Annotated in this window: 22 protein-coding genes; all 22 read right to left on the reverse strand. The window is 33.5% G+C overall.

Features of this window, described 5'->3' with window-relative positions; all coding sequences use genetic code 11:
* Window positions 1-14 precede the first annotated feature (14 nt).
* Window positions 15-1,694: a contractile injection system tape measure protein gene (locus DK442_RS00590; RefSeq protein WP_109433901.1), complete on the reverse strand. Its 1,680-nt coding sequence runs from the start codon at window positions 1,692-1,694 to the stop codon at window positions 15-17.
* Entirely contained in the window at window positions 1,695-4,703 is a 3,009-nt protein-coding gene (locus tag DK442_RS00595; RefSeq protein ID WP_109433902.1) for a hypothetical protein, read from the reverse strand.
* The gene (locus DK442_RS00600; RefSeq protein WP_109433903.1) at window positions 4,678-4,905 is read right to left on the reverse strand and encodes a hypothetical protein; all 228 of its coding nucleotides are present in this window, start codon (window positions 4,903-4,905) and stop codon (window positions 4,678-4,680) included. The genes DK442_RS00595 and DK442_RS00600 overlap by 26 nt, the downstream gene beginning before the upstream one ends.
* A gap of 29 nt (window positions 4,906-4,934) precedes the next feature.
* A complete protein-coding gene (locus tag DK442_RS00605) occupies window positions 4,935-5,720 on the reverse strand; it encodes a hypothetical protein (RefSeq protein WP_109433904.1) in 786 nt (261 codons plus the stop codon).
* 12 nt (window positions 5,721-5,732) lie between these two features.
* Window positions 5,733-8,942 (reverse strand): baseplate J/gp47 family protein, encoded by a 3,210-nt coding sequence (locus tag DK442_RS00610; RefSeq protein WP_109433905.1) that lies wholly within the window; start codon window positions 8,940-8,942, stop codon window positions 5,733-5,735.
* Window positions 8,939-9,364, reverse strand: coding sequence for a GPW/gp25 family protein (locus DK442_RS00615; protein ID WP_109433906.1), 426 nt, complete (start codon window positions 9,362-9,364; stop codon window positions 8,939-8,941). The genes DK442_RS00610 and DK442_RS00615 overlap by 4 nt, the downstream gene beginning before the upstream one ends.
* 69 nt (window positions 9,365-9,433) lie before the next feature.
* Window positions 9,434-10,108 carry a hypothetical protein gene (locus tag DK442_RS00620; protein WP_109433907.1) on the reverse strand — a complete coding sequence of 225 codons (675 nt, stop codon included), beginning with the start codon at window positions 10,106-10,108 and terminating at the stop codon, window positions 9,434-9,436.
* 54 nt (window positions 10,109-10,162) lie between these two features.
* A complete protein-coding gene (locus tag DK442_RS00625; RefSeq protein WP_109433908.1) occupies window positions 10,163-10,732 on the reverse strand; it encodes a hypothetical protein in 570 nt (189 codons plus the stop codon).
* A 40-nt stretch (window positions 10,733-10,772) separates the two neighbouring features.
* On the reverse strand, window positions 10,773-11,063 hold the full coding sequence (locus DK442_RS00630) for a PAAR domain-containing protein (protein WP_109433909.1): 291 nt from the start codon (window positions 11,061-11,063) through the stop codon (window positions 10,773-10,775).
* Between the two features lie 4 nt (window positions 11,064-11,067).
* On the reverse strand, window positions 11,068-12,819 hold the full coding sequence (vgrG, locus tag DK442_RS00635) for a type VI secretion system tip protein VgrG (protein WP_109433910.1): 1,752 nt from the start codon (window positions 12,817-12,819) through the stop codon (window positions 11,068-11,070).
* A 3-nt stretch (window positions 12,820-12,822) separates the two neighbouring features.
* Window positions 12,823-13,515: a hypothetical protein gene (locus DK442_RS00640; protein WP_109433911.1), complete on the reverse strand. Its 693-nt coding sequence runs from the start codon at window positions 13,513-13,515 to the stop codon at window positions 12,823-12,825.
* Entirely contained in the window at window positions 13,515-13,703 is a 189-nt protein-coding gene (locus DK442_RS00645; protein ID WP_109433912.1) for a DUF5908 family protein, read from the reverse strand. The genes DK442_RS00640 and DK442_RS00645 overlap by 1 nt, the downstream gene beginning before the upstream one ends.
* Window positions 13,703-14,146: a phage tail protein gene (locus DK442_RS00650; RefSeq protein WP_109433913.1), complete on the reverse strand. Its 444-nt coding sequence runs from the start codon at window positions 14,144-14,146 to the stop codon at window positions 13,703-13,705. The genes DK442_RS00645 and DK442_RS00650 overlap by 1 nt, the downstream gene beginning before the upstream one ends.
* Window positions 14,147-14,149: 3 nt before the next feature.
* Window positions 14,150-14,599 (reverse strand): phage tail protein, encoded by a 450-nt coding sequence (locus DK442_RS00655; RefSeq protein ID WP_109433914.1) that lies wholly within the window; start codon window positions 14,597-14,599, stop codon window positions 14,150-14,152.
* Between the two features lie 53 nt (window positions 14,600-14,652).
* Window positions 14,653-16,623: a phage tail sheath C-terminal domain-containing protein gene (locus DK442_RS00660; RefSeq protein WP_200825070.1), complete on the reverse strand. Its 1,971-nt coding sequence runs from the start codon at window positions 16,621-16,623 to the stop codon at window positions 14,653-14,655.
* Between the two features lie 33 nt (window positions 16,624-16,656).
* The gene (locus DK442_RS00665; RefSeq protein ID WP_160113996.1) at window positions 16,657-17,979 is read right to left on the reverse strand and encodes a hypothetical protein; all 1,323 of its coding nucleotides are present in this window, start codon (window positions 17,977-17,979) and stop codon (window positions 16,657-16,659) included.
* Complete coding sequence (locus DK442_RS00670) at window positions 17,972-18,607, reverse strand: DUF4255 domain-containing protein (protein ID WP_109433917.1); 636 nt, start codon at window positions 18,605-18,607, stop codon at window positions 17,972-17,974. The genes DK442_RS00665 and DK442_RS00670 overlap by 8 nt, the downstream gene beginning before the upstream one ends.
* A gap of 241 nt (window positions 18,608-18,848) precedes the next feature.
* The gene (locus DK442_RS00675; protein ID WP_109433918.1) at window positions 18,849-19,760 is read right to left on the reverse strand and encodes a LytTR family DNA-binding domain-containing protein; all 912 of its coding nucleotides are present in this window, start codon (window positions 19,758-19,760) and stop codon (window positions 18,849-18,851) included.
* A 621-nt stretch (window positions 19,761-20,381) separates the two neighbouring features.
* The gene (locus DK442_RS00680; protein WP_109433919.1) at window positions 20,382-20,798 is read right to left on the reverse strand and encodes a DUF3052 family protein; all 417 of its coding nucleotides are present in this window, start codon (window positions 20,796-20,798) and stop codon (window positions 20,382-20,384) included.
* Window positions 20,799-20,887: 89 nt separating this feature from the next.
* Window positions 20,888-22,447: a PepSY domain-containing protein gene (locus DK442_RS00685; protein ID WP_160113997.1), complete on the reverse strand. Its 1,560-nt coding sequence runs from the start codon at window positions 22,445-22,447 to the stop codon at window positions 20,888-20,890.
* A 16-nt stretch (window positions 22,448-22,463) separates the two neighbouring features.
* Window positions 22,464-23,192 (reverse strand): DUF4198 domain-containing protein, encoded by a 729-nt coding sequence (locus DK442_RS00690; protein ID WP_109433921.1) that lies wholly within the window; start codon window positions 23,190-23,192, stop codon window positions 22,464-22,466.
* A 14-nt stretch (window positions 23,193-23,206) separates the two neighbouring features.
* Window positions 23,207-25,639: a TonB-dependent receptor gene (locus DK442_RS00695; RefSeq protein WP_109433922.1), complete on the reverse strand. Its 2,433-nt coding sequence runs from the start codon at window positions 25,637-25,639 to the stop codon at window positions 23,207-23,209.
* Window positions 25,640-25,775 lie beyond the last annotated feature (136 nt).

A 25,775-nucleotide genomic window follows, 5' to 3' on the forward strand; every position in this document is an offset into this window, starting at 1 on the left:
TTATGAGTAAAATTTTAAATCCAGTTGATTTGTAAGAGTTCTTTCATCCAAGGGAATTTTACCATTCCAATTCCCCATGGTAGATGTTGTAGCAAGATATCCTGAGCTTTTTGCTCCACATAAAGTTGCCAGCCTGTTTCGGTTTTTAGGAGTTTGCCAGATCTATTGATAAATCCTTCTCTTAAACCATCGACAGAGGTGTTTTTAAGTGCATCCCAATGTTGAATAACTGATTTTAGTAAGCTTCTTGCCTCATTCAATTCAAAGGAGTTGAGCTCTATTCTGTGATCCATAACCGTATCCCATGGCAAACCACATAAATGTTTGAACAATACACACTCATATTCTATGTACCCCATATTTCCTGTACTGAGAAATGCAAGAAGTCGAATTGCCTTTTGGGCAGATGACTCGGTTTTCCAATTGTTATTTTCTAACAATGACAGATTCTTAAAAAAAGATCCTAAAAAAGGATATAAAAGCGTAATTCCGGCATAGTGTACATATACTCCTTCTTCCTCTTCTATTCTTAAAGTTGATTCTGGTATATTATTTTGCTCTTTTCTCTCTTCACTTAAGTATTCTTCTTCTCTGTTAGCTCTATATAAATTATCAGTAGTTTTTTCCTGTTCAGAAGTTTTTACATTTCTATTTGTGTTTGGATTGGTAAAGTGAGCTGAACTCAAATCTATCTTCACATTTTTAGTTTCGTTATCCTTTAAGAGAATTGAGGCTATTTCTTCTTTAAATTTTGAGATCGGAACTTGAGGCCATATTCCTTGTATTTCATTTAAGAAAAAGTGGACTATTTTATCTGAACGGAAACTTCTTAAAAATTTCTTTTTCTGAAAGTAAGTATTTGAAAATAAGTATTTTAAAAACTGTATTTCAGGTTTTTTTACAGTTTTATTAATGAGATCATGGTGTATAATAATAGTCTCCCAAAATACAATTCTAAATTCCTTTTCCTGATCCTTTTGAAAGACAGTTTTTTCAAAAACTTTGTATAGTGGTGAATGATCTAGAGGTATCTCTTTTGACACTCCCATAGTACTTAAAACAAAGGCTATTTCCTCATCCTGAAAAGTAGTTAGAAACCGTATGCGGGTATTGGGTGTTTTTTGAAGTATGGAGACAAGTTTTTTAGTCTTTTTCACATCTAATTGATGTATATATTTCTTACCAATTTGTGGTAACACATTCAAATCAAACCACCATGGAAAGTATCCTTTTTCAAAATAGAACATGAAAGCATTCTCAAGAACATCTATATGATTTTTTTTTCTTGATAATTGTGAAGGTTTGTCTACCTTATTTGTGCCTACTATTCTACTAATCTTATCTGCTAAAATATGTTCAGGTTTATGTGAAGTATTCGTGGAAAAAGAAGAAATAGTTTTGGAATCCTTTTGTAATAAGAAGCTTTTTTTCAGTTGTTCCTGTAAAGCAAAATCTAATCTTTCTTTCAAAACGTTTTCCCAGTTTGTAAACGATATATTCCCTAAATCAATTTCTAAGCTATCAATGAATACATATTCATCACTGTAATATTTCTGAATCTTTTTTTCGATAGCATTACATAATTCTGTTGTGCAATATTGAGTAACATCTTCGCTTAATGAAACGGAAGAAGTATTCCCATTGACATTAATATCAAAAAACAACTGTCTTATTATGTTATCGTATGGTTTCATTTATGCAGATATTTGATAAATTTCATTCAGTACTGTAATTAATTCACTCCTTCTATCGCTAAGGACATTTATTGGTGTTGACGCATCTTCTTTAGCTTCAAGCCATGCTCTCCACCGAGCTGTAAAATTGTTTAGAGAAGGTGTATTTGCATTTTCAACACCGGTATTGATATCTAGCCAGTATATGCCTGTCAGTATATGAGCAGGAGTTTCTTCATTAATCTGTTTCACGATAAGGTTTCGAAATTTTTCATTTTGAAATTGTGCAGGAATTGAAGGTATTGGTTCCATTTCTACAGCAAAATCTCTTTCAAATCCAGAGGGAAGAATACTACTAATTCTCATAGAATATGGATTAGAAACATTATTGGTTTCATTTATCGGAATTTCTAAATCGATTGTATCTCCCTCGTTGGGTCGTAAAAGAATATGTTCTACAATATATACTCCACTTCCAATTTCTTTTAGTTCTCTGATGATGTGTCTTATGTTAGTTCTTGCAGCAAATTCGTCATTTGTAGAAGGAAGAGACGAAGTCGCTACATAGGTCGGTAAATTTCCGGATTCTGGTTGAAATCCTATTACATATGTTACAGGAGATACACCCTGGGGTTCTACAAAATAATGATCTCTATCAATAGCTTGTCGTATAGTCTCTCTAGCTTCATTTTGTGCATCTAAAGCATTGGGATAATTACCCACACTCCGTAATATCACATCACTATTACTATCAATAATTTCAAAAATAAAATCAGGGCCGTCAGGAACAATCTGTATGAAATTATCTACTTCATTATGTAAAGTTCTTCTATTCAGGTTTCTTAAACCCAGCGCACTAAGCAATCGTTTAGATAATCCTGATGTATTTCCTGTATCCCAAGCCTCTTCACTATAATTTAAAGCCATAAACCGATTTTTACTCTGCTCGGGGAATACACTCAAATAGTTAATCTTATCTAAAATGAGGTCATGAGCTATTTCAAGTTGTCTTAAATCAAGTTGTGATGAATTATCAACCATCAAAGAGTTTTCTTCATATCTGAAAGAAATATAATGTTCTAAAGAAGCTCCAAATCTTGCCATTAAATGATCGAGGAAACGGTTTCTACGATCTAGAAAAATAGTATTAGACTCGAAGACCTCATCTAAAGCTTGTTGATAATCATTTGAAAGGTCATTTTTAAAATCTTCCCAACTTTGTCCGCTATTTAAAAAATCAACGAGTAATCTTTCATAGTAAGGAATATCATATAGTGGATTTTTAAAATAAGTATTAGTAACATTGGTATCTATGGAGAATAGATCATTAATATGATATAATTGATTTGAATAACTCGCGAGTAATTGATCGATTATCGTTAGATACGCCCTAAACTGTTCTACTTTTGCTCTATGTTCTTCTGAATAGGCATTAGATAATACATTTTTTCCTAAACCAAAGGCGGCAGGGAATTCATGTTGAATAGAATAATAGTCTGATAATGTAGCTAAAGATTCACCAGACGGAATAGATGGAAGATTAGATATCGTATTAGAAGTTTGAAGCGTTGTTCTTAATTCATCTAATAAGCTAATCACCAAATCGTAATTGTAGTCTAATTCGACTCTTCCACTATAAAATTGTATGTTAGATTTATTAAAACTGAATCTGGGTTTAACCAGTTCTGACTCTGCAAGTACCAAACAATCAGTAACCTTTTCTTCTACTATCTTGTTGTTTCGGTAATTAGAAATAGTAATATTAGAAATTGCAATCACCTGATTTTCGATAATATTTGTTATTGCTGTAGAATTTTTTAGAGCAGTTTTAATAAAAAGATTAACTAAATCTGATATATATACAGTACTATTTCGACTATCAGCAACTCCTCTCGACAAGTCATTGAGTACGGCATCGTCCAGAAAACCATTTGCTAATAAAGGCCCCTCAAAAATGTTTTCGTAAGAGATTTTTTTGGTTTCTAAATCGTTGAGAGATGTAAAAAGTATTGGAGGTCTAAAGAAATTTTCAAGCTCAAATAAAACCGAAGCCAGATATTTTTCGAGATTTAATGTTTTCAAAACTTCAATACTAACATCTATACCAATCTCTTGAATTCTAACGGCCTTTATATCTTGTATATCTTCCCCTAAGTTGCGATGAGCTCTCAATTTCTCCCAAATACTATTTTCAATGGTTGAGGCCGCTACTACTTTTCTGTTAAATAAATCGATGAAGGAGTCGTTACCGGTATTAGACAAAAGGGCAATAATTTCATTTTCGACAGCAGTAGTTTCTATAGGATCTGTACCAATTGATGGGTTTACAGATATGATAACAGTAAATGAAGTAGTCGAAATAGTATTATAGGTTATTTCTAATTCTGCCGAGTAATCATTTTCTTCTCCTGAAGGAGGTGTTAATATAATACTGGCAGATCCCGGACTGGTAATATTATCTATAGTAGTAAATATTTCCTGAAAAGCATTTGCACCTTCTTCGTCCCAAAAAGGAAAAAACACACCAATAGTAAAATCTTGATCTCCACTTCCGATATTGATAGTAATATTTTTTTCGATGATACTACTATTAATATCACCTAATGTATCATCTTCATCCAATTCTAATAATACATCATACAAACCATTAATATTATTAGTCTCCCCAATAGACAATGGAATAAACCAAGCATTTCTAACACCTTCGGTATCGATTAATACTTTTCGATAATCTTTAATTGTGGTAGGATGAACTGGTAAAATTTCTTCAGCACCAAATAGTACATTAGAAGAATTTTGTTGGCTACTAGCCAAAATATCTTTAATATCAAGGTCAGCTTTTAGCGAAAGTTCGGTAAGTGCAAAACAAAAAGCTTCCAATAGGGTGATCCCTGGATCATGTATGTTATGATCTGTCCAGGTGGTTCCCGAATATTGCTGGAGAAGTCGAATCCCCTCTTGTCGTAAAAACGAAAAATCTTCTCCCTTTTTTAATATTGGAGATTTAAGAATTTGCTGTTTTGTGTTCATATTCATTCATTTCTTTATCAGACTGTACCTTATGATCATTGAGAGCTAATTCTGTTTGAACCTTTATATTTTGAATAAGTTCATATACCTGTATATATGGCATAGAGCCTAAAGCTGCTAATATTTGATTAATTGATCCCAGTGATAAGGACAAGTGAATTTTTTTTTGTTCGACCGATTTCATTGCGTTTTCTGAATTCATGGTTGCTTTATTAGGTTATCTTGTAATTTTTATCCCCCAAGCGCACTTACCCGGGAATCCAATTCATTTAATACTTCTCTTATGTTTATTACTTCAGATCCATTTACCATCACTATTTCTCCATTCGTAAAAAGGTTGGCATTAGGATGATTATTCTGATTTGTATTGCTCACAGTTCCTCCAATGACAACATTCCCTGTGTCGTCTTCAATTTGCATTCTTACCAGGTTTCCATTTTGAGTAAACCGAATGACTTCGGTTAAAGGAGCATTAATATTTACATCTCCATCGGCTCTCTGTCGCAGCGCATATTCGGTATCATTTGCTCTTTCAAAATGACTAAAATGAGCACGATCTGCCGAAGTACCAGTTGATCTGTCATGAATTACTGCACTTCCTAGCCTCACTTGATTTGTTACGCCATTATTTACACCAATTCTCACTTCAAACAAATAATCTGTAGGTGTAACATCACCTGTTCCGATACCAACATTTCCGCCATTATAAGCCACATTTGGGCCATTCGAAATCGGAGCAAATACTCCTCCAGAACCAGGATCTCCCAACGGGCGCCAATTATTTCCTTCTCTAAATTCGAAAACACCTCCAAAAAAACGTATTGTACCGTTGGTATCATCATTTGTACTTCCTATTCGTATCGCATTGTCAAATACATAATTACTATCTTCAATACTTATAGGATCATCTTCATAATTGATAAACGAATCCCATACATCATTAAAAGCATTTTGATCTGGCCGTTCCCCATTAGAAAAAGGGCCTTCAAAAAGATAAGTTCTACTTCGCTGTGTCATGATCTTTACTAATTAATTACTACTGTTTTCATCATTGATAATAAAATCTACATCTATGGTCATAAATCCTATGCCTAAAGATGAAGCTCCTGAGCATTGATACTCATCGGGTCTTAATGGTTGTATTCGATGATCTAATGCCGAAACTAAAATGGAACGTGGGCTTGTTGCACAAGCCACATTCACATCACTGCCAATTATAAAATTGGAGTTAATCGTCATATCTTGTATTCCTAAAATTATGTCGGGCGATATCTCAAAATTTTCTTCAATAATTAATTCTCCCAATCCCGGTTCTGATCCCCCTAAATGTTTGTGGTACAATTCGAAATCGACCACATAATCAACGTAATTTTTACTCTCTATGAATTGAAGGATAGAAGATTTGTAAATAGCCCCACCAATTTCAATATCTACTCCATCAACAAATGCCCATGGCGATAAGAATTGCTTTAATTCTTCATTTAGCAGATTGCTATAAAACCCTGGATCAAAACCTGAATTAAAGCCTATTTTGGCATCTACAAGTATACTTTCATATATAGGGAGTTCTATATTAACTTTTACAAAAGGAGAAATATAGAGTTCTACAAAGCTTTTGATTTCATCTAAAGTTAATTGACTTGTATTAGGTTCAAAAGGGTTGATAGTGTCTTTATTTCGAAGGTTTGATACTACAATTAATGTCACAGAACCTGCTTCGGTAGTCGAATTACTATCGGTATGAGCAAGACATTTAACTTTATAAATATTTGGGAAAGCTTCTAAAATCATACGCTCATAATCCCAAAGTTGAATAGATCTATTCTTATGCCTAAGTCTTTCTGCTACACGTGCTGTATATGAAGGAGTTGGTTCATTAGGAAAACCATCGACAGATTTTAAAGGTTGTTCGACTTTTTTTATTTCCTTTACTCGGTTTAATAAGTTTGAAATACTTTCTGCTGGTAAAGGTTCATTAAGATGAGCATCATAATTCTCATCTTCAATTTTCAATGTAGCATTAACTGCATTAGAATATATATTTTTAAGTTTATTAGCTCCTTCGGCAGCTTCAGATATTGTTGCTTTTATCCAGAATAAATTACCTGATAGAAAACTATCGGTATTGGTAGCATTTCTTGGAATAACTAAAGAAACAATTCCAGATTGTTTAAAGCCAGAAGTACCGTCAGTCAAGATTTCTTGTGGAGATAATGGAATCCAAGTTTCTTGAGAAAGATAATTCCAGGAGATATTTTCTGGGGGAAGGATCACAGATCGTTTTGCTGTTCCTTCTTCTATATCAAATAATAGATTAAGTGTTTGAGGAGGGGAAAAATTATCTAATCCTATAATTAAACTTCCTTCTTCTTCAAATATTGGTACTAGTTCTCTATGAAATTGAGCATCCAATTGTCGAAAACCAAATGGTCCAATCTGAAATAGGTTATCATACTCGCTTTGAGCATTGGTAACAATAGTCTTGTTCGCAGTGTAACCAAGAGTAAGTTCTTTTATTGTTGGTGTATAGGGTTGATTAGGTAGAACAGGTTGGGGAGGATTACCCGGTTCTATAGGGTCGTATGTTGCTAAAGCAATTGCCTGTTCTGTGTATAATTGTGGAAATTCCTTATGTCCAAAAGCTTTAAATGGTTCAACATTCCTTAAATCTAACAACTCAATTTTTATAAACCCTCTTTCTGCTTGAGTAGTATAGGGTTCTAAATCTTCTACAGAGGGAGCGTCTTCATAAGCTATATTTACATTAAATTGAGCTGCTTCTACTTCAATAATTCTGGGAAGATTAGCATCATCCAAATTGAATAAAGGCTCTCTTACCTTAAGCAAATTATCCCATGACTTATTTAATAATAAAGATATATCTGAAATAAAACTATTATTACCAAAATCGTCACTAATACCGTATTGTGAATAATGATTTACAAATTGAGCATCTGGTATATCGTGCCATAATAACTCTATGGTTAATGAAGAAAGTCTCTTCCTAAAAATTTCAGCATTTCCGATGTAAAAACTGCTATTCACCAAAGGTTGAGGACCAAAGGGGAGAAAAGGACTTTCCGGATTTAAAACTCCAATATCACTCTGGAGTATATTGTTTTTTAATCCGCTTACAGCTACATTAATGTCAACAGAATCTACTTTCAGGTCTTTTAAAGCATCGTACCCTGGTGAACCTGGCTTTAAAAATATCTTTAGCAATGGAGATTGTGTAGGATATGATTCTTCATGTATTTCAGAATTGTAAAAAGTGAAAGCAGGTTGATCATTATTTATTTTAATCTCCAACTTTAACCGCCTCTCTAACAAGGAAATATCTGCAACATATGATATTGGTTCTTCCCAACCTTTTTCACCACTGTAGTATATAGTAAAACTATTGTTAAGTGAATTAATATTTGAGAAATCCGAATCAGGCGAAAGATTAATATCCAAGGTAATATCACGCTCGCCTTCTTTTAATAGAAAGGTAAAACTGCTTATAGCAAATCCAATACTCGCATCAGTCATTGTGCGCTTTTCAATAGCAAGCTTATTCTGAGATTCACCAAATGATGGCCAGAACGAAATGCTTTCGTCTAAGGGTTCTCCTATTCCATCTTTTGAATTTGCAAATGGCGCTACTCGTATAACAGTATTGTTTTTTACCTCATCTAAATAAATGGTTTTAATACTTTGAATTTGCGCTCTGGAAATCACAGATTCTTTATCTGCCTCATATATCAAAGAGTTTCCATCTATATCTTTCCCTGCATTAAACGTAGTATTCTTTTTCAACAAAAATTCATCAAAACTGTTACTCTTTGCCAAATCTAAAACCAATTGAACTTGATCAGGAATGGCTTTTTTGGGTTGTATTTTTAGAACTTCTTCATAGTAGTAGTCTAAATGTTTTTGAGTAATTGTATTGATTTCATTTTGAACATAAGTATAAAGCTCTGTTAACACAATCAACAAACCAATATGTGGAGGTATATCTTGATTTTCTAGAGTCGTCAGATCTTTAATATCAGAGATTCCCTCTAAGATCGATTGCCAATCTCCTATAATTTGATTATTTAGATCATAATATGTAAGCTCTATAGAAAAACGATACATAAAATCTAGTAGATCTAACTGTGATCGTTCATCAATCAACACATATCCTTCTTTCAAAAATCTGGATTGGCGTTCTAATTGATTAGTCCCGTCTCGTATGGATTTATTATTACAAATCATATTCTTGAAATATCAATAGCTTCTTCTAGATAAAATGGATAGACAAAATTGAATCTTGAATTTGTACTTCTAATAGTATAATCTATATCTATCAAAATGATTCCTGCATTCAAATTTTCGGTATTAATGTCTATTTCGTTTACATCAATTCTTGCTTCGTAAAACAAAATTGCTTTTCTAACCATATCTCTCACCAGGGTAATCAAAGTTGTGGTAACAGGTTCAAACAACATAATATCCAAATTGCACCCAAAACTTGGCCGTAACAAACGTTCACCTGGTCTTGTAGATAATAGTATCTGCAAACTTTGTTCAATATCTTTTACTCCCAGTACTATATCAACTTCTTTCTTATTTTGATCGAAAGAAGGAGGAAAACTCCATCCTTTTCCTAAATATGATTGTTCATTATTTTGATCCATATACCTTATTATTATGAACAATGAAGAAGACATACTTCTTTTTTTGCCCCTTATTACCATGTATACTCCTTAATTTTTATCGTTACCCGCTCTCCTTCTCGTTGTTTTCTGTCTACGAACTTGTACCTTTTTTTCTTCTTTAAAATCTGATTCCGAGAATTGAGAAACTATAGCTAACATCTCCTTGGTATTTTTCGCTTTTTTTAATCCCTTACTTACTTCTTCTTCACTCTTTATAAATTCTTTTAGCTGTTTTTTTACTCGTGCTTCTTCTGCTTGAGTAGCCATTCCCGTTAGTGCTTGAATTGTTTTAGAATCTGAAAACATTTTTTTTCTTGTTTTTAGGAATAGTTTCTCAGAATATCTTTCCAGGTATTGAAGTATTTCCTTCTTGTTTTCGAAAGTATTTTCAATAAAACCTACCAAATCATCTACTTGTCTAAAAGGAATTTCTTTAAGAGTAAGCACATTATTACGAAAATTAATATCTGCATTTCTATAAACTCTTCTTGATTCTTGTTGTGCATCTTTAAGAGTTTGCTCTATAAGTTCCAGATCACCATCAGTTTCAACAATATATTTTCCCGGCGAAGCAGAGAATTGATATTTTTTTACTGAGGAATGTGATTGACGAATTAGTTTTTGGTTGCTATCATATACTTTGATAAAAGTTATTTTTTTATTGCCCTTTTGCACTAACTTTAGAGCAGTATTGCCCGATGATATTTCAACTATTTTTTTCATGATCTTCTAATAAAACTATTAAGGATTATCTCTTCATTTAATACGAATTGTTAATCAGCTATATTCATAGCCGACAAATATGGTGCTTAAAAAATCCGTATTTACATTCTCCATTTGCACACCAAATGCAGCTACTCTCATATTTTCATACTCAAGAGGAAGGTCAACTCTTATATATTCATCTACAATAGTGGTTTCAGAACTATTAGGAATGGTGATCGTTTCTTCAGAAAGTACCATGTGGTTAAACAAAGTTTCCCCATAAAGTGGAAATGCTTCATAATCTTCATTAAGATTATCAGATACATACATCATGAAAAAAGTTACAATAGCATCTCCTGTTCGTCCAGAACTTACTTCAAAAACTGTTCGAATTGTATTCAACTGATTTGAACCTGCTGGTATCAAAATAACATCAAGCGCATCAATTACACCTCTATCTACATCTATATCAAAATCTTCATCGAGAATAATATTGGTTGTCCAACCTTGTGTTTGGATTGAAGGAAATTCATCTTCTGCCAAATTAAACATGGAATCGATAAGGTCTCTAAACTGTCCTGAAGTCGGTCTGTCACCAACTCCAAAATAACCTCTTAGTTGTGATCTTTCTACAATGGGCATAACTTATTTTTTAAATCTTATTCTATTCTATCTTTTATAATCAACCTATTAAAACAGTAAACTCTCCTAAAATAATACTACCACCATGTGCGGTTGAATCTCCTAATCTTGCTGCAGGCATACCACCTATAAGTACCGTGCTTGAGCCAAGAATAATCGTATCAGGTGGGCCAGTACATGTTGCCATATCTCCTACCCTTGCTGCCGGCATTCCTCCAATAAGAACTGTTGGTTCTCCAGCTGGTAAAATAGGTCCGCCTACATGAGGAACTGGTCCATTAGATAATGGACAAACATGCATATCATTGATTCTGGCAGCTGGTTGTCCCATATCGCTAATTTATTTGTACTAGTGATCCCTTTAACACTGCTACTGCACTAGTACTTACTTCTGCTCCGGCACTTCCCTCGGCTTTAAAATTTGCGCCTGCTTTTAATTCCAAGTTTATTCCTCCCTCTATCTTTAGGTCCTGACTAGATTTAAGTTCTAGTTTTCCACCACTTTCAATCACGATTCCATCACTATCCATAATAAATTTGTTATTATTCTCATCTTCTAATTTTATAGCTCCTTCATCTTCATCGAGCAGTATTTTTTTTCCTGCCGGGGTCTCAATACTCACACTCTTTTTCTCATCGTCGAATACAAGCTTGATACCTTCTTTTGAAACATATCCTTTTTCGAAATTATCATCTGCTGCTTCGAATGGAGCTGCTTTTGTACTGCTATGAAGCATCCCAAGAACAATAGGGTCACGGGAATCATTATTTAGAAATCCAATGATTACCTCATCTCCAATTTCGGGTAAGAAAAATGTACCGCGATTTTCTCCTGCATCTAGTGTTGCTATTCTCGCCCAAACACCCTCTGCATCATTACTTATAATCGGTAGTTTCACTAAAATTCGATGTTCTCCATCGGGATCATCTTGTAGTTGTGTTACTACGCCTACTTGTAACCCTGTAATGCTTTGATGTAGGTCATAATTTGATGCTGCCGGTGTTTCAATATTCCCAAGTATCCATTTTTCGGGAAGTCCAAACTGTACATCAGTATGCCAGGTTCCTGCTTGTATTTCATGACGAATACCCGATACAAACGCAGGACCATTAAACCGATCCCCTAATCCTTTTAGAGTAATGAGTGTATTTGGTTTTACATTAGGTGATCCCTGAAACTTAACACGTCCTTTTATTTTAGATAATCGAATGTTTAACAATTGAGCATCTGCCCATGTTTGTAATTCATCTTCAGCTAAATGTCCACTATGCCTCAATACAAGTTCCTGGTCATCTCCTGTAGAAGCCAAATCCGTAGATGTGAGGTTACCTCCCTCTTCAATTCCTGGTTCTACTGCATCGACTTCAAGGAGTTCCTGATTGGTATGGTCCCAACTACTGGCTTTCACCTTTGCAAACTGCTGACGTGCATCTATCTCGCCATCAAATTCGAGTATTGTAGCACCATATGTAGCTGTTAATACAGGATCCTGATCAAAGTTTGGTTTTTGGATTGATAAGGTTCCATCATCAACAAGGCAAAGCAATCCATTGATTTCTGATCTTGACAAAATAAATTTCCAATCGGTCATTTCATACTGTACCAATTCTTGATGTGTAACTTCTGAAGATGCGATATCGGTACTAAAATCATATTCTCCTAAAATTTCTTCTATAGCATCAGAATCTTTAACCTCATTAAAATATCTATTTTGAGGAGTCAGTGTCGTTTTAAACACCATATCTCTACAATCTAACTTGAGTGTAGATGATCCATTTTGCCTGATTTTTATACCTTGTTTTACAATAACACCTTTAAAAATTACATCTTCGTTAGCCTGATACCCAACTAATACTTCAATTTCATTTCCTGGAATAAATAATTCATCATTACTACCTGGAAAGTCTTCTTGAGCTGGATCTCCATCTTTTATCACCATTTTAGCAAACGATATACGATTCACTTCTTTGACCACCATCACTGTTAATACCTGATAGGTTCTCGGAATATCGTTACCATTTATTCGAATAATCGAAGTAACCACACTAGGTGTTCCGTTAACAGGTATAAGACGATCGTTATTCATGAATTATATTTTTACTAATGGTGGAAAAATTATTTTTTGACCTACTTTAAGGTTACGAAAAGAGATGAGTTTATTCACTCTCGCAACTTCAATGTAGTACTTAGGATCTCCATAGATATCTTTACAAAACAGAGGGAGTGTGTCTCCTTCTTTTACACTTCGAATATGGGTAAGATCGGGAGATTGATCATTCTCTTGAGCTATTCGTTCATTGGGTTCTACCAACTCTTTAAACTTAGCATCAACTTCGGCTCTTACCGGTTTACCATCTGGACGAAATAATTTATAATTGATTTTCATCCCGGTAAGAACACACCTAGATAACAAGTCACCCCAAATAATTTCTAGAAATGGTGGTGCATGTTTCTCTCCTACATAATCAAACACTACTTTTTTAAACTGTGCAATTTGAGAGGCTATTCCTTTTTTTCTTTCTTCATCGGTTGTACCTGGCAAAGCCCCTGTACTATCAAAAATGAATTTAAATCCAAGGCTTAGAGGTTCGGTTTTATCAAATTTTGGTAAATCACCACTAGTACCCGATGCTTGATCATCACTATATTTAATCTTATAGTCGAGAGCATACGTTTCTGGGTTTATCCTTACCATGAATTCCCCTTCCGAGATTTTCTCAGATTCCTCAAATGTTGCTTCTTTATAAGCTGTAATCTTTAATTTCTGAAGATTTCCATCCATTAGGGTTCCATTTTTTCTTTTAATATTTCAATTACCTGTTCAACACATTCTGCAATGATTTCATCTTTATTCATTACTGAATCACCGCTACTTTCGCTAGCAGTATTTGCACCTTGTTTAGAACTACCTTGTTCTTCATCGGCACTCACAGTTACCTTTACATATAATTCTTTTATCTGAAGTGGCATTACTGTTCTATTGTGAAATATTGATATTCTAATTCGAGTGTTTCGATGACTAATCCTCCTTTTTCGGCATTAAAATCTGATACCGACCATTTTTTTGGCCATGCCTGTACAATGTTCCAGGTCATTAAAGGTTCATGCTCTTCATTAAGCAAGTATACCAACACATCTTTTGGATAAATTAACAGTGTCTGAAATGTATCTGTACACCACTCTATCAACTTAGAATTTTTAGTCAATCCTCTTTTTAAAGTAAGGTTGGTGTATTTGGTACGTATAGGTAGTACATGCTCAAAACGATGCTCTCCTCCTTCTTTTACCGATTGTGTTTGCATATCTACAGTAAGGCCATTGACTGCCTGAAATCTGACATCAATATCTTCTTTATCCAGATCCTGGAATTCTACTTTGAAATGAAATCCAACTGGTGGATAAAAAGTATCCATTCCTTACAAGTATTCTATAACGCATCCTTCATGCGCTATTTCAAGCGTCTGAATGGCCACTTCATTCCCGTCTCCTTTAAGATCTGTGGATTGTAGTTTAACAGGCCATGCATTATTTAATTGCCAAGTAACCACCGGTTGATGTTCTTCGTTCAGTAATTTAATAGTAACTGTTCGTCTATCCACCTTATTCATCACAATAGTGTTATACCATGCTTCGAAACTATCTAAACCTATAAACATTCCTCGTTTCAAGGTCACATTACTGTATTTAACCATTCCCGGCATCTTGACTTTGCTATACTCTGGATTATAGCCATCACGATACTCAATCATTTCTATTTCCTTATCTAGTCCTGAAACTTCTGTAAACCTTAAATCAGGTTCGTCTGTATTTCCTGCCGCACCCCATTCTACTTGGAAGTGAAACTTTGGTATTGGATAATCTCCCATGATGTTTTATTTTTAATTTATTTTTAGTTTAAAAAGAATTGATTTTGTATTTATTAAGACTCTTGCATTTTATGAGAGAATTTCAAGATGATAAACTCTGCCGGACGTACTACTGCCATTCCTATTTCTATAATCATTCTGCCTTCGAGAATATCTAATGCTGTCATGGTTTCGCCCAACCCGATTTTCACAAAAAAGGCTTGATCAGGGTTAGCTCCTGCCAATGCGCCCGCACGCCATTGAAGCGTTAAGAAGTTCGAAATCATTGACTTGATCTTGGTCCATGTATTTGCATCATTTGGCTCAAAAACAAAAGGTTCTGTTGCTTTTTTGATGGATTCTTCAGCAAAAATGAAAAACCTACGTACTGGTACATATCTCCATTCGTTATCATTACCTGCCAGGGTTCGTGATCCCCATACCAAAATTCCTTTTCCGGTAAATGTGCGAATTGCATTAATAGATTTTCCTGATACAGTATTGACATTAAGTTCATCTTGTTCTGGTTGGTCGATCGCATAACTAAGCCCAATAGCACCGTTAACACTTACATTTGCCGGAGCTTTAAAAACTCCACGATCGTTATCTGTTTTTGCATAAACTCCTACCATAGCTCCACTTGGAGGTAACACTGTGGTAGAATTACGAAGTTCTGTAATAAGAGAACGATATACGACATGTGTATTAAAAAGAGCCTCTTCGCCTTCACTTTCATAATTTCTTGAAGCAACGGTTAGTGAAGCAAAAGCAGTATAGATTTGTTCAAACAAATCAAGTAATGTAGATAATGAATTTAACCTTCTTTCGGGATCATTAGCGCCTGTAAAAGGAATTATATTAGGTTCAGGTCCTGGAGGATTCACTGGATTAAAAGTATCTCCCCATTCTGTAGCATTAAAAGTAAATATTGGATCGGCAAAACGATTATATGCTGCTGTAAGTTCTGAATTTGCTCCTTTATCAAAAGCAACTAAATTTGAAACAGAAGTCCCTAAACTGTCTGTTATTAGGTTTATAATATCTGTTACTAAATCTGAGTTATCTACTGGTGTATTACCTGGCCCTGGAACCCAACTATCAATAATATCAATTATATTGTAAATATAATCTATTACTGCTCTAAAATTTGCAGTGGCAGTACCTTCATTATTTGTATTACGAAACGTATCCACCAGTGAAAGAAATTCTTCTCTAACTCCATTTGCTCCTAATGAGGATACTTCGCCTGTTATTCGATCATTATCATCGATGGCATTATTAAGATTCGTTAAAATCGTTTGTGCATCTGTACTATCTGTTAGTGTAGCCAAATCTACAAGTATACCTCCACGAAATACACGATCTCTAATATCTCTATAATTTAAGGTGATCCCTAAGTTGCTTATAAGATGGGGAGTATAGGCGGCAGCATATTTAAGATCATTAATCCCGATATTGTCTCTAAATTCCTGAACGCCGGTTTCCCAATCAAAAGCAATATCATCATCCCTGTTTTCTATCAAATCAAGAACCGTAAAACGATCTTGCATTTTAGCACAATGTGCTATTGCATCTCTTTGAACATTATATAAATTAGTTCCTAATCCTATCGCATCTGGAAACAAAATTAAAGTGGGTTCATCATATTTTTCGAGTGTCGTTAACGCATCTGTATAATCCCCCTGTACATTAGGATCTTCGTATGAACCTATGGAAACGATATAACAGTTACCTCCGCCATTGGCATAGAACATACGTATACTATCGTATAAATAATTAGCTCTAGACATATCACTCCCAGTTAACACATTATTTTCATCAATGTTTACCGCAGTTACTTGCATAGAAGGCCCAAATCCAAAAAATTCTTCGTATTCGAGTAAAGAACGAACCTTGGTAGGAACTCCATCAAGATCCCCTGGAACTAATTTTTGCGCCTTTTGGGTATAACCAATAAACGCCGGAATTGCAGTTGCTACCTCAGCAACAGATGGTGGAAATTTTGAAATTTCTTCAACATATACACCTGGTGTTTTGTATTGCATAATACTTTTTTTTTAATTAAACATGCTCGTTTCCTATTCAGGAGGGCCTAAACCACCTCCCATATTGAGTTCTGAATATATTCTTCCATTTTCAGGATAAATCATCTGTATATCAGGGTTAGGGAATAATTGCGAATCTCCATTGCCTAAAATGACCGGTATTTCTCGTCCTATTTGGGTTAACGCTAATGGGCTCGTAGAAATTAAAATTCTGTTATTAGGTGAATTTACATTGGGGTCTAGGTTTTCAAGTACACTTGATGTTAGATCGGGAGCTGTTTCGTAGTAGTATCTCCACCAGGTAGCCCGGTTTTTCCATCTAATAGTATATTCAGGGGAAAGCAAACGGTTTTGATTATTCTGATCCAACCATCTATACTCTCCCAAACTACCATCTGGCTCATGAAAACATTCTATAATTGCAAAAGGACGTTGTTGATATATATTATCGTCCATGAAAAAAGTCAATGATAACTCTGGCAAAGGGTTTCCAATTGCGTCTTGTACTTCAATATGGTAACATCCTGAATCCAACATTCTCAAATTCAACTCACATTCTATCAATGGCGTTCCTGTATCAGGTGTATTATACCTTATTCTCTTTGCTAAATTTCCATTGTGATCGTTTATAAAAAAGATTAGTATCTCTTCTACTACATTTTCTACATTAATTTTAAATATAGATGGCCTGGATACTATTCTATCTGTATTAGTTACAAATTGAAATAATGGATTTACATCTTCAAATATTTCTCTCCAATTATCAGCATTGAAGGCCCCAGGTCCATTATTCTCAATCGCTTCTAACATAATCGGATTTGGAAGAGCATCAGCATCAATAAATATCTCACTGGCTTCATAAGCGTAGGAATCATTAAAATCTGAAACGGGGCTGCTTAGATATAGAGTTTCATTATTCACTACATTATTTACTCTATTTGAAAAATAATATATGAATTGATCTTTGTTTTCCAGATTATCTTCTAGCCGAACATTTGTAAAGTTATAGAAATAAGGGTTTTGTATATAAACAGCAAACTGTAAACTAAACGGTTCATCCAATGGAATAAAGGGAGTAAACAAATCACTTCCTAATGGACTGACTTGACCTGAAACAAAAAAACCTCGACTATTTCTTTTAAAAATTAAACGGTTATCCTTTAATAGTTTTTTAGTCGTATCGATGGGTTCTATATAGAGGTCACGCTCAATATTATATGCATTCACCTGATTTTCGAGTACATCTTCCATTAGATTCTCTGGTGTATTTTGATATAATCCAGCTTCTTCTGTCAAATAATAATCTATAAGCAGTTGAACTGAAAAAAGAGGACGATATTGAAAGAGGCTACTCATGGATATGGTTTATTTTAGTTTGAACATCTTGAATTAGGCCTCCTCGTGCAGTAATCTTTTCTCTTTTGAGTGGTAATACACGAGCTTTGTACATTACAAAAGGCATTTGTTTTCCACCAAGTGATCCCCATAAGTGATTTACTTGCTCAAAAGTTAGAGGATAGAGGTCAACAGCAATTCGTATATCCTGAAGCGATGGGTTCTGAATAATATCCATAGCAGGAGAATTTTGTGCTGTAAAAATATTTTGACTTTGAAAAAATTCAATTACCGTAGACAATAAAGTAATCCCATTATTATATGGAATTTGACTACTGCTTCCTGCTCCTTGTGGACTAGTAAAATTCGATGTAAACAATAAAAAAAGATTAACAAAAATAGGAGGGTTTTCTACTTCTGGCTGAAAAGATGCGCTACGATATGGAGATGAGTTTTTCATGGTAGTCTCTTCTATAAGATTTACCAAACTCAAAACAATTTTATCCTGCATATAGGATTCACTTCCTCCTAAAGCATTAGACAGTCCTATATTTCCGAGTACTACAGGAGGTTCTTCTATATCTTCATTTACTTGAAGTATATAGGAGGTTAATTGATTAACTAGTAATTGTAAAATTGTTCGAATCATAATATAGATATGAACTGCATGTATTATTGTAAAACTCTTTCTGGGGTGGGTATAGAATTATTTCACACTTTACTTTACATAGTAATTATCAATAGAATAACATCTATTTTCTATTCTATGAAATGCATTTATAGCATATGTAATACGTTGGTTAAAATAATTCTACCTCTAAATTGAATGATTTCTATCAGTTTTACAACACTGATCTGACTATCGGTTTAGAATTAGGAAGCAACGTTTACTACCGAGGAATAATAGGAAACTTCAAATCTCTTTTAATACTCTGTAAAAACAATTCTTTTCTTCTTCGAGCAAGAGGTATATGATGCCCACTATTCATAATAATAGAACCTTCTTTATAGTATTTTCTAATTTTTGATAGATTGATGAGAAAAGATTTATGTGTAGAGAAAAAACCAAAAGGGTGAAGTAATTTTACAAACTCTCCAATATTATAAGAACTAATCAAATTCGATTCGTTATTTGTAATAAGTTTGGTGCACTTCTGCATACCTTGACAACAAATAATATTCTCAATAGGCAAAAATTCATAACCTTCTAATGTTGGAATCCCAATGATATCTTTTTGAGATCCTATTCTAAAAGTATTCTCTAATAACTCTTTGCTTTTTTTTATCCTATCCTTTTGCTGTATGATCTTTTGTTGTACATCCTTTACAACATTCAATAATTGAATTTCTTGAATGGGTTTACGTAAATAACCAAAAACATTTTGTTGTAAAGTTGCTACATTTAAATATTCTTTTTCGGTAATATAAATGACTTCAAAATTTGTATTACCTGTTTTTTTCAATGCACTAAATTCGTTTTTCTGTTCGGTGCCTATACCAAAAAATACCAAATCCAAAGATTTCGTATCAATCCATGTCTTTGCTTGGTCTACACTATTGAGTTTTCCCGTTATAGTAACATATGGACAGTGATAGTTGAGCATGTTCTCTAGGATATTACATGCATTTATATCGGAATCAATGAGGAGAGAGGTGATTTTCTGTGAATCTTTATAGTGAATATGTTTTTTATCCCAAGCCTTTTCATTATAACCAGTTAAAGGAGGAATCATTGTTTCCATATCTGATACAGGAGTAGAAATTCTACTCATCTCATCTTTATAAATGTATTTTGTTGCCATAATTTTTAGTTAAATTATGTTCTCTCATTTATGATAAATATTCTGAAGTAATAGTCTCTGTTTATTAAACTATGAATTGTATCAGAACCTTCTTTTACTAATAACCGATATTATCAAAATTATTTTCCTTGCTAAAAAATTACATTTATATCCTAAATAGCCTGATATATCATATAATTCCTAAGCTTCAAAAAGAAACAGTCTAATTGGGGTAAGTTTTATTATTCAATTCAATTTTTAGATGAAAACAGTATAGAAATTGCTTTCATTAAGCTTATCTAAATATACAAAATTAAATAACTGAAAGACAAGGGTAAAACACCCTAAAGCTTAAGGAAAATACCTTAAAATTATTTTGATTTTTCAATACAATTACCTGAAAATCTATGCTATATAAAAACTTCATTAACAATAATATTAACCATAAGGATTAATATTATTTTGTATTATATAGTTTATAATATTGCTTTGGGATGGTTTTCAATATGAACCGTTACAAGCCGTATCAAATCACAGATTTGTTTTTTGTTAAAAAACAAAGCATTCTATTTTATCTAAAGATAAACTCTTATCTCAATATTAATATTGTGAAAACGATTCAGGATATCATTCTCAAACGAGTTAAACTATCCTTCTATTTTCTTTTCTGATAACGATTTTCAGACCTGACCAAACAGCACTTACACTACATACCTTTATATCGACAAGTCCCAAAGGGAATGCTATTTCTCTAATGATGTCTTCTGTAATATTTGTCTCTACTTTTGAAGTTTTTTTAGGCCAGGATACCCAAATCATTCCATTTTGTTGTATTTGCGAAATACCATTTATAAGGTACTCTCTAAGTTTTTCTTTATCCTTAGCAAAAATGTGCATCATATCTGCCAAATCTTCTCCTGATACTTTTGTTGGTTGAAATGGTATTTCGAGCCATTGATAATACGCTTCTGGTTCATTATAAAAAAGAACTTTATAATCTTCTTTGATTCCTAATTTTTGGTATAACGGTTTTCCTGAATATCCTGTTCTGGTTTTCATCCCAAAAAGATAATCATTTCTATCAAAATTGTCACTATTGGTTACGCGAACGATAGGCTCAGAACTATTATCTTGATATTATCGATGCATTAATTTTTAATCTTTTTCCATTTGTTAAGGGACAAAATCAACAGTATACTAACCGCAACCATCCATCCTAAAAGAATAATCTCTGACGTATTTGACGCTTCATATAAAATCGCTTCAACAACGTGATACGTATTAAATAACCCAAGCAGTATTGCCCATACAAAAGAAGTTATTTTAAACCATTTTTTAGTGAGTTCAAGACTGGCGAGTGATAATATCAAAATAATAATTTCAAATAATATTCTATAATAGTGTGCCCATCCCGGGGTTTCTCCATTAGTCCCTTCTATAGCTAGTTCTTTACCAAAATAAATACCTGCTAATCCATAAATATGATGCAGTATGAAACCTACTGCAAGAAATAACCATAATAGTGCTATTTTATTCTTCATTTCTTCATGTTTTTGTTCTATTATCTCTTCATTTTGAATTGTTTCGGTTACAATTCTTTTTTTCTTTTTTCTTTTTTTTCTTCGATTCATATAAAGCATAACTCCAGTCACAGGTAATGATGCTCCTATAAGTCCAGCCAGAAATACTAATATTTTGCCCCCTAATCCTAATAAACTTCCTGTGTGTATATCATAATATAAACTGTTCAATTTCTGGCCTGCATTTTTTTCTTCATCGAACTTGGTAGAAATAATCGATCCAGAACTGGGATCTGCATAATAATTATCGCTATTCCCAAAACGATCATCTCCGGGAGAGCTCATCACACGTACAGGTTCGGTGTTTGTATTAGGTAAAAAATAAATAAAGAGATCTTTATCTTCTCTCTGCGGTAGAACATACTCTTTTAATGCATCTAGCGATGTTGTTCTAAAATTAGTGCTATCGATTGCAATAGGTTTTTCTTCTTTTTTCTTCTCAAAAGTAACTGCTGTATACAAAGCATTATCAACCCAAGTAAATGTCCATGCAATACCTGTTATTGCAAGTACTATTAAAATGGAAGCAGCATAAAACCCCAAAACCTTATGTAGATCATAAGTAAGTTTCTTTTTTGGAGCATTAATTTTTATCCCGAATTGTGATTTTCTCCCTTTCTTATTTTTAAAAACTCTGTTATTCTTAGGAAACCAAAGAATCAAACCACTAATTAGCGATATAATAAACACGATAACAGACCAACCTATGATTTGAGTGCCAATCTCTCCTAACAACAAATTCATATGAATATAAAGAATAATGGTAAAGAAGTCTCTTGCCAGAAATACTTCATTTAATATTTCTCCGGTATATGGATTAATGAAAGAATAATAATATGCTTTATTCTCTATAGTGAGCAGCATTGTTGATCGAGATGGTTCCTTAAAATCATAAATTCGCAATACCTGATGCTCGGATTGTTCTTCATAAGCATGTACAAGATCAGATAATGCTAATCTACTTTTTGCACTTTCCTCAACTTGATAGTATGGGTATACCAATAATTTAATTTCTTTTTGAAATGCATAAATAGATCCGGTAAGACAAACAATAAATACGACTAGGCCTGTAGTAAGGCCTAGCCATAAATGGATAAATCGAATCGTTTTTTTAAACGTGTTTTTCACAATATATTAGGTAATTTTAAAAAGATTCATTGACAGTTAAGACTGCACAATGCCATGTAAATTGATATTTCAAACCATTATAACTTCCTGGTACTTTGTCCTCATGAGTTGCTTCGATTACATACCTGGTTTTAAATGGGAGGTTAAAAACTATCATTCCGTTTTTATCGGTATTTATCTTCTTTGACCAATTATCTTTCATAAATACAGTAACTTCTGCTTCTGCTAGAGGTTGCTCTTTAAAGAGCACTTGGATTTTTACCTTTTCTTTTTCTGAAGAAAGATCAATTATTGTAATGCTTTCTGGATTAACAGCAGCCGTTTTATGTTCAATATTATTGCCTATCTCTACCTTAGTAATCGAATGGTATTGAGGTCTAAAGATTCCATAATCATACTTAGTATAATCCAGAACTTTATATTTCTTATTATCAAGGATTATAGAATATGTACCCTCTAATTTTGGTATAAACTTACCTGTATAATAAGATTCGGTTGCAGTGGTCTTCAGTTCTGTTTTATTGCCTTTTTGATCAATAACCCAAACTATAAAATGTTTAGCATCTTGAAAAACTTCGCCATTGGTTTTTTCTACGACATTACTTCCAAATTCTCCAAAATAGATTCGTACTTCATGTTCTTTGTTAATAGTCCCTTTAGTATTTGTTTCTATCCAAAAGAAATGTGCAAAAGATTTTGTGCTGATCAATAACAATAGCAATGCTATTTTAAGTGTTCTTTTCATTTTTATTATCTTATTTAAAATCTATAAGAGACACTAGCTAATAAGCTTCTTGGTTGTTGCGCATTAAGGGTAGACCAACCTCTAAAATATTCCTTATCAAATGCATTATTAAGTTTTAGTGCCACTCGATAATCTTTGTTCTGATAGAATAATGAAGTATTCACTATGGTATAACTTGGAATAATAAACGTATCGGTTATCGAACTATCTAATGTTTTTCTATCACTTGCATAATTGAATCCTGCACCTAATCCAAAACCTTTTAAGGCAGATGATTCCTGAAATGTATAACTCGCCCATAGGTTAGCTAAATCCTCAGGACCTGCATTATCTGGTCTTCTTCCTACTTCATCAAATGGTCCTGGATTATTTGTAGATGTTAAAATTTCACTATCGTTATGACTGTATCCGGCAATAATATTAAGCCCAGGAACAGGATTCGCTACAATCTCTAATTCGAACCCTTTACTTTCTACTTCTCCTCCCTGAACGAATTCAAAACCTATAGGAGTTCCTGTATTGTCCAAAATAACATTTTGGAATACTCTATCTTTAACTTTTATATTATAATAACTTGCCGTTGCAGAAAGTTTCTTATCAAATAGGTCTGTTTTTACCCCAAATTCATATTGATTTCCTTGCTCTGGATCAAAAGTTATTAATTCTCCAGTAGCAGAAGTATTAGGAGCTACATTTCTAAAACTGTTTTGATAGTTTCCAAAAATTGACACCTGATCTTTAATCGGCTGGTAGACCAATCCAAACTTTGGAGATACTGCAGTTTGATCATAATCATCATCTTCATTAAATTGATCACCTTCATTATCAAAAATATCTACTCGTAAACTTGCCATAACCGAAAGTTTTTGAGTACTTTCTTCTGGTAATATATCTAATTGATCTGAAGCATAAAATCCATATACATGTTCTTTGGTTTTTATGTTATTAATAGGATTATTTACTAATGCTCCATCTACAGAAGAACGATTTAATGGTAGATTAGTCGGCCCAGCTGTTCCATCAGGACGAAAACTCCCAATAGTAACAAAATTCGTATCACTATTATTCGTTATAGTACGATTAAAGTAATCAACCCCAATCAACACTTTGTTTCGTAAACCTCCTAGGGTGAAATCACCTCTGAAATTTTGTTGAATATTAGTCGTTTCTGTAGTCGAATTTTCTTGCTTAATGAATTGTGCAAAGTTAAACTGACCATCGACATCAAATAAGAAAGAGTAATACCCTGTTGATTTTGTTACTCCGCGAGAAACCGCTGTCTGAGAATTCCAATGCTCAGAAATTTTATAATTCATTTGAGCTTGTAAATTGAAGGTTGGATTTTTTAATGTAAGATCATTACTAGTAAAAGATCTATCTCTATTAATACCAACATCATCTGCATTGAGCACCGCTGATGGAGTAGCTCTGTTTAGAAAAATAAACGGTTGATTTGTTTGTTCTCCATTTTTATATTCTGCCACTATCAAAAATGACAATCTATCATTGGCTCGATATGATAATGTAGGTGCCACAAAAAAAGATCTTTTAAAACCAGCATCTTGCCAACTTCCTCTGTACTCGTAAGCACTAGTTAGTCGAAATAAGTATTTCCCTTCTTCATCAAGATTGGTATTAATATCTGCCGTTATTCTATTTAATCCATAGGTTCCGGTTGTATACGATACTTCACCTCCAAAACCTTGATATGGCTTTTTGGTCGAAATATTGATTAACCCTCCATAGTTAGTTAAAGGTCCTCCATATAAGGTTCCCGAAGGTCCTTTTATTACTTCTATCTTGTCTATGTTGATTGGATCTGGACTACCATTTGTAAGTGCCGGTAAGCCATTAGAAAAATTGGGTTGAGCCTCAAAACCTCTAAGAACGAAGTATCCTGCCCCATCATTAGCTCTACCTGTAGATTCCCATAATCTATCTAATCCAGCAACATTATTTAATGCATCATCAAAAGTTGTCACTACCTGATCTTTTATTAATTCTGCACTCACTGTATTATACACCTGAGTATTTTCAAGATTTCCTAAAGGAAGTTTTGACACTGCTATACTCTCTTTTCTGGAAAATTTATTTACTCTATCGCCATTAACCATTACTTCATCTAATGACTGAACAGATTTATTTAAAACAATATCACCCATAGTACTAGTCTGACCTTCGGTAGCTGTAACCGAAATTTGTTTTGAAGTATATCCAATAAAACTTATTGTAAGTGTGTATGTTCCTACAGGTACATTAGAAATTTCGAATGTACCATCTGCCATTGTTTTGGCCCCTAGATTTGTATTCTTTAAAGCTACATTTACGTTTTCCAGTATATTTCCTGTATTCGAAATCACTTTCCCATTGATGATTCCGGATTGTGCTAAAATAAAGTTAGAAGCACACAAAAAAGCTATTGCAAATAGCCAGTTTACTTTTTTCATTTTGATTGTAATTTTTGTTGATATAAAAGTGAAGGCAAGAACAAAATCTACGCTTAAAAAAAGATTTGTTTCCTTTTTTGAAATAAGGATTTGTTTTATCCGTTCTCATTTCACTATCTTTGTTATTTATATTTAA

It is taken from the genome of Aquimarina sp. AU119, assembly GCF_900312735.1.
Lineage (GTDB): Bacteria > Bacteroidota > Bacteroidia > Flavobacteriales > Flavobacteriaceae > Aquimarina > Aquimarina algiphila.

Excerpts from the sequence above, each read along its gene's own strand:
- DK442_RS00625 (WP_109433908.1), bottom strand. The coding sequence starts at position 10,732 with ATGCCCATTGTAGAAAGATCACAACTAAGAGGTTATTTTGGAGTTGGT.
- DK442_RS00595 (WP_109433902.1), bottom strand. The coding sequence starts at position 4,703 with ATGAACACAAAACAGCAAATTCTTAAATCTCCAATATTAAAAAAGGGA.
- DK442_RS00645 (WP_109433912.1), bottom strand. The coding sequence starts at position 13,703 with ATGCCACTTCAGATAAAAGAATTATATGTAAAGGTAACTGTGAGTGCC.
- DK442_RS00675 (WP_109433918.1), bottom strand. The coding sequence starts at position 19,760 with ATGGCAACAAAATACATTTATAAAGATGAGATGAGTAGAATTTCTACT.
- DK442_RS00600 (WP_109433903.1), bottom strand. The coding sequence starts at position 4,905 with ATGAATTCAGAAAACGCAATGAAATCGGTCGAACAAAAAAAAATTCAC.
- DK442_RS00605 (WP_109433904.1), bottom strand. The coding sequence starts at position 5,720 with ATGACACAGCGAAGTAGAACTTATCTTTTTGAAGGCCCTTTTTCTAAT.
- DK442_RS00640 (WP_109433911.1), bottom strand. The coding sequence starts at position 13,515 with ATGGATGGAAATCTTCAGAAATTAAAGATTACAGCTTATAAAGAAGCA.
- DK442_RS00670 (WP_109433917.1), bottom strand. The coding sequence starts at position 18,607 with ATGATTCGAACAATTTTACAATTACTAGTTAATCAATTAACCTCCTAT.
- DK442_RS00680 (WP_109433919.1), bottom strand. The coding sequence starts at position 20,798 with ATGAAAACCAGAACAGGATATTCAGGAAAACCGTTATACCAAAAATTA.
- DK442_RS00610 (WP_109433905.1), bottom strand. The coding sequence starts at position 8,942 with ATGATTTGTAATAATAAATCCATACGAGACGGGACTAATCAATTAGAA.
- vgrG (WP_109433910.1), bottom strand. The coding sequence starts at position 12,819 with ATGAATAACGATCGTCTTATACCTGTTAACGGAACACCTAGTGTGGTT.
- DK442_RS00655 (WP_109433914.1), bottom strand. The coding sequence starts at position 14,599 with ATGGGAGATTATCCAATACCAAAGTTTCACTTCCAAGTAGAATGGGGT.
- DK442_RS00690 (WP_109433921.1), bottom strand. The coding sequence starts at position 23,192 with ATGAAAAGAACACTTAAAATAGCATTGCTATTGTTATTGATCAGCACA.
- DK442_RS00590 (WP_109433901.1), bottom strand. The coding sequence starts at position 1,694 with ATGAAACCATACGATAACATAATAAGACAGTTGTTTTTTGATATTAAT.
- DK442_RS00665 (WP_160113996.1), bottom strand. The coding sequence starts at position 17,979 with ATGAGTAGCCTCTTTCAATATCGTCCTCTTTTTTCAGTTCAACTGCTT.
- DK442_RS00660 (WP_200825070.1), bottom strand. The coding sequence starts at position 16,623 with ATGCAATACAAAACACCAGGTGTATATGTTGAAGAAATTTCAAAATTT.
- DK442_RS00695 (WP_109433922.1), bottom strand. The coding sequence starts at position 25,639 with ATGAAAAAAGTAAACTGGCTATTTGCAATAGCTTTTTTGTGTGCTTCT.
- DK442_RS00650 (WP_109433913.1), bottom strand. The coding sequence starts at position 14,146 with ATGGATACTTTTTATCCACCAGTTGGATTTCATTTCAAAGTAGAATTC.
- DK442_RS00620 (WP_109433907.1), bottom strand. The coding sequence starts at position 10,108 with ATGAAAAAAATAGTTGAAATATCATCGGGCAATACTGCTCTAAAGTTA.
- DK442_RS00615 (WP_109433906.1), bottom strand. The coding sequence starts at position 9,364 with ATGGATCAAAATAATGAACAATCATATTTAGGAAAAGGATGGAGTTTT.
- DK442_RS00630 (WP_109433909.1), bottom strand. The coding sequence starts at position 11,063 with ATGGGACAACCAGCTGCCAGAATCAATGATATGCATGTTTGTCCATTA.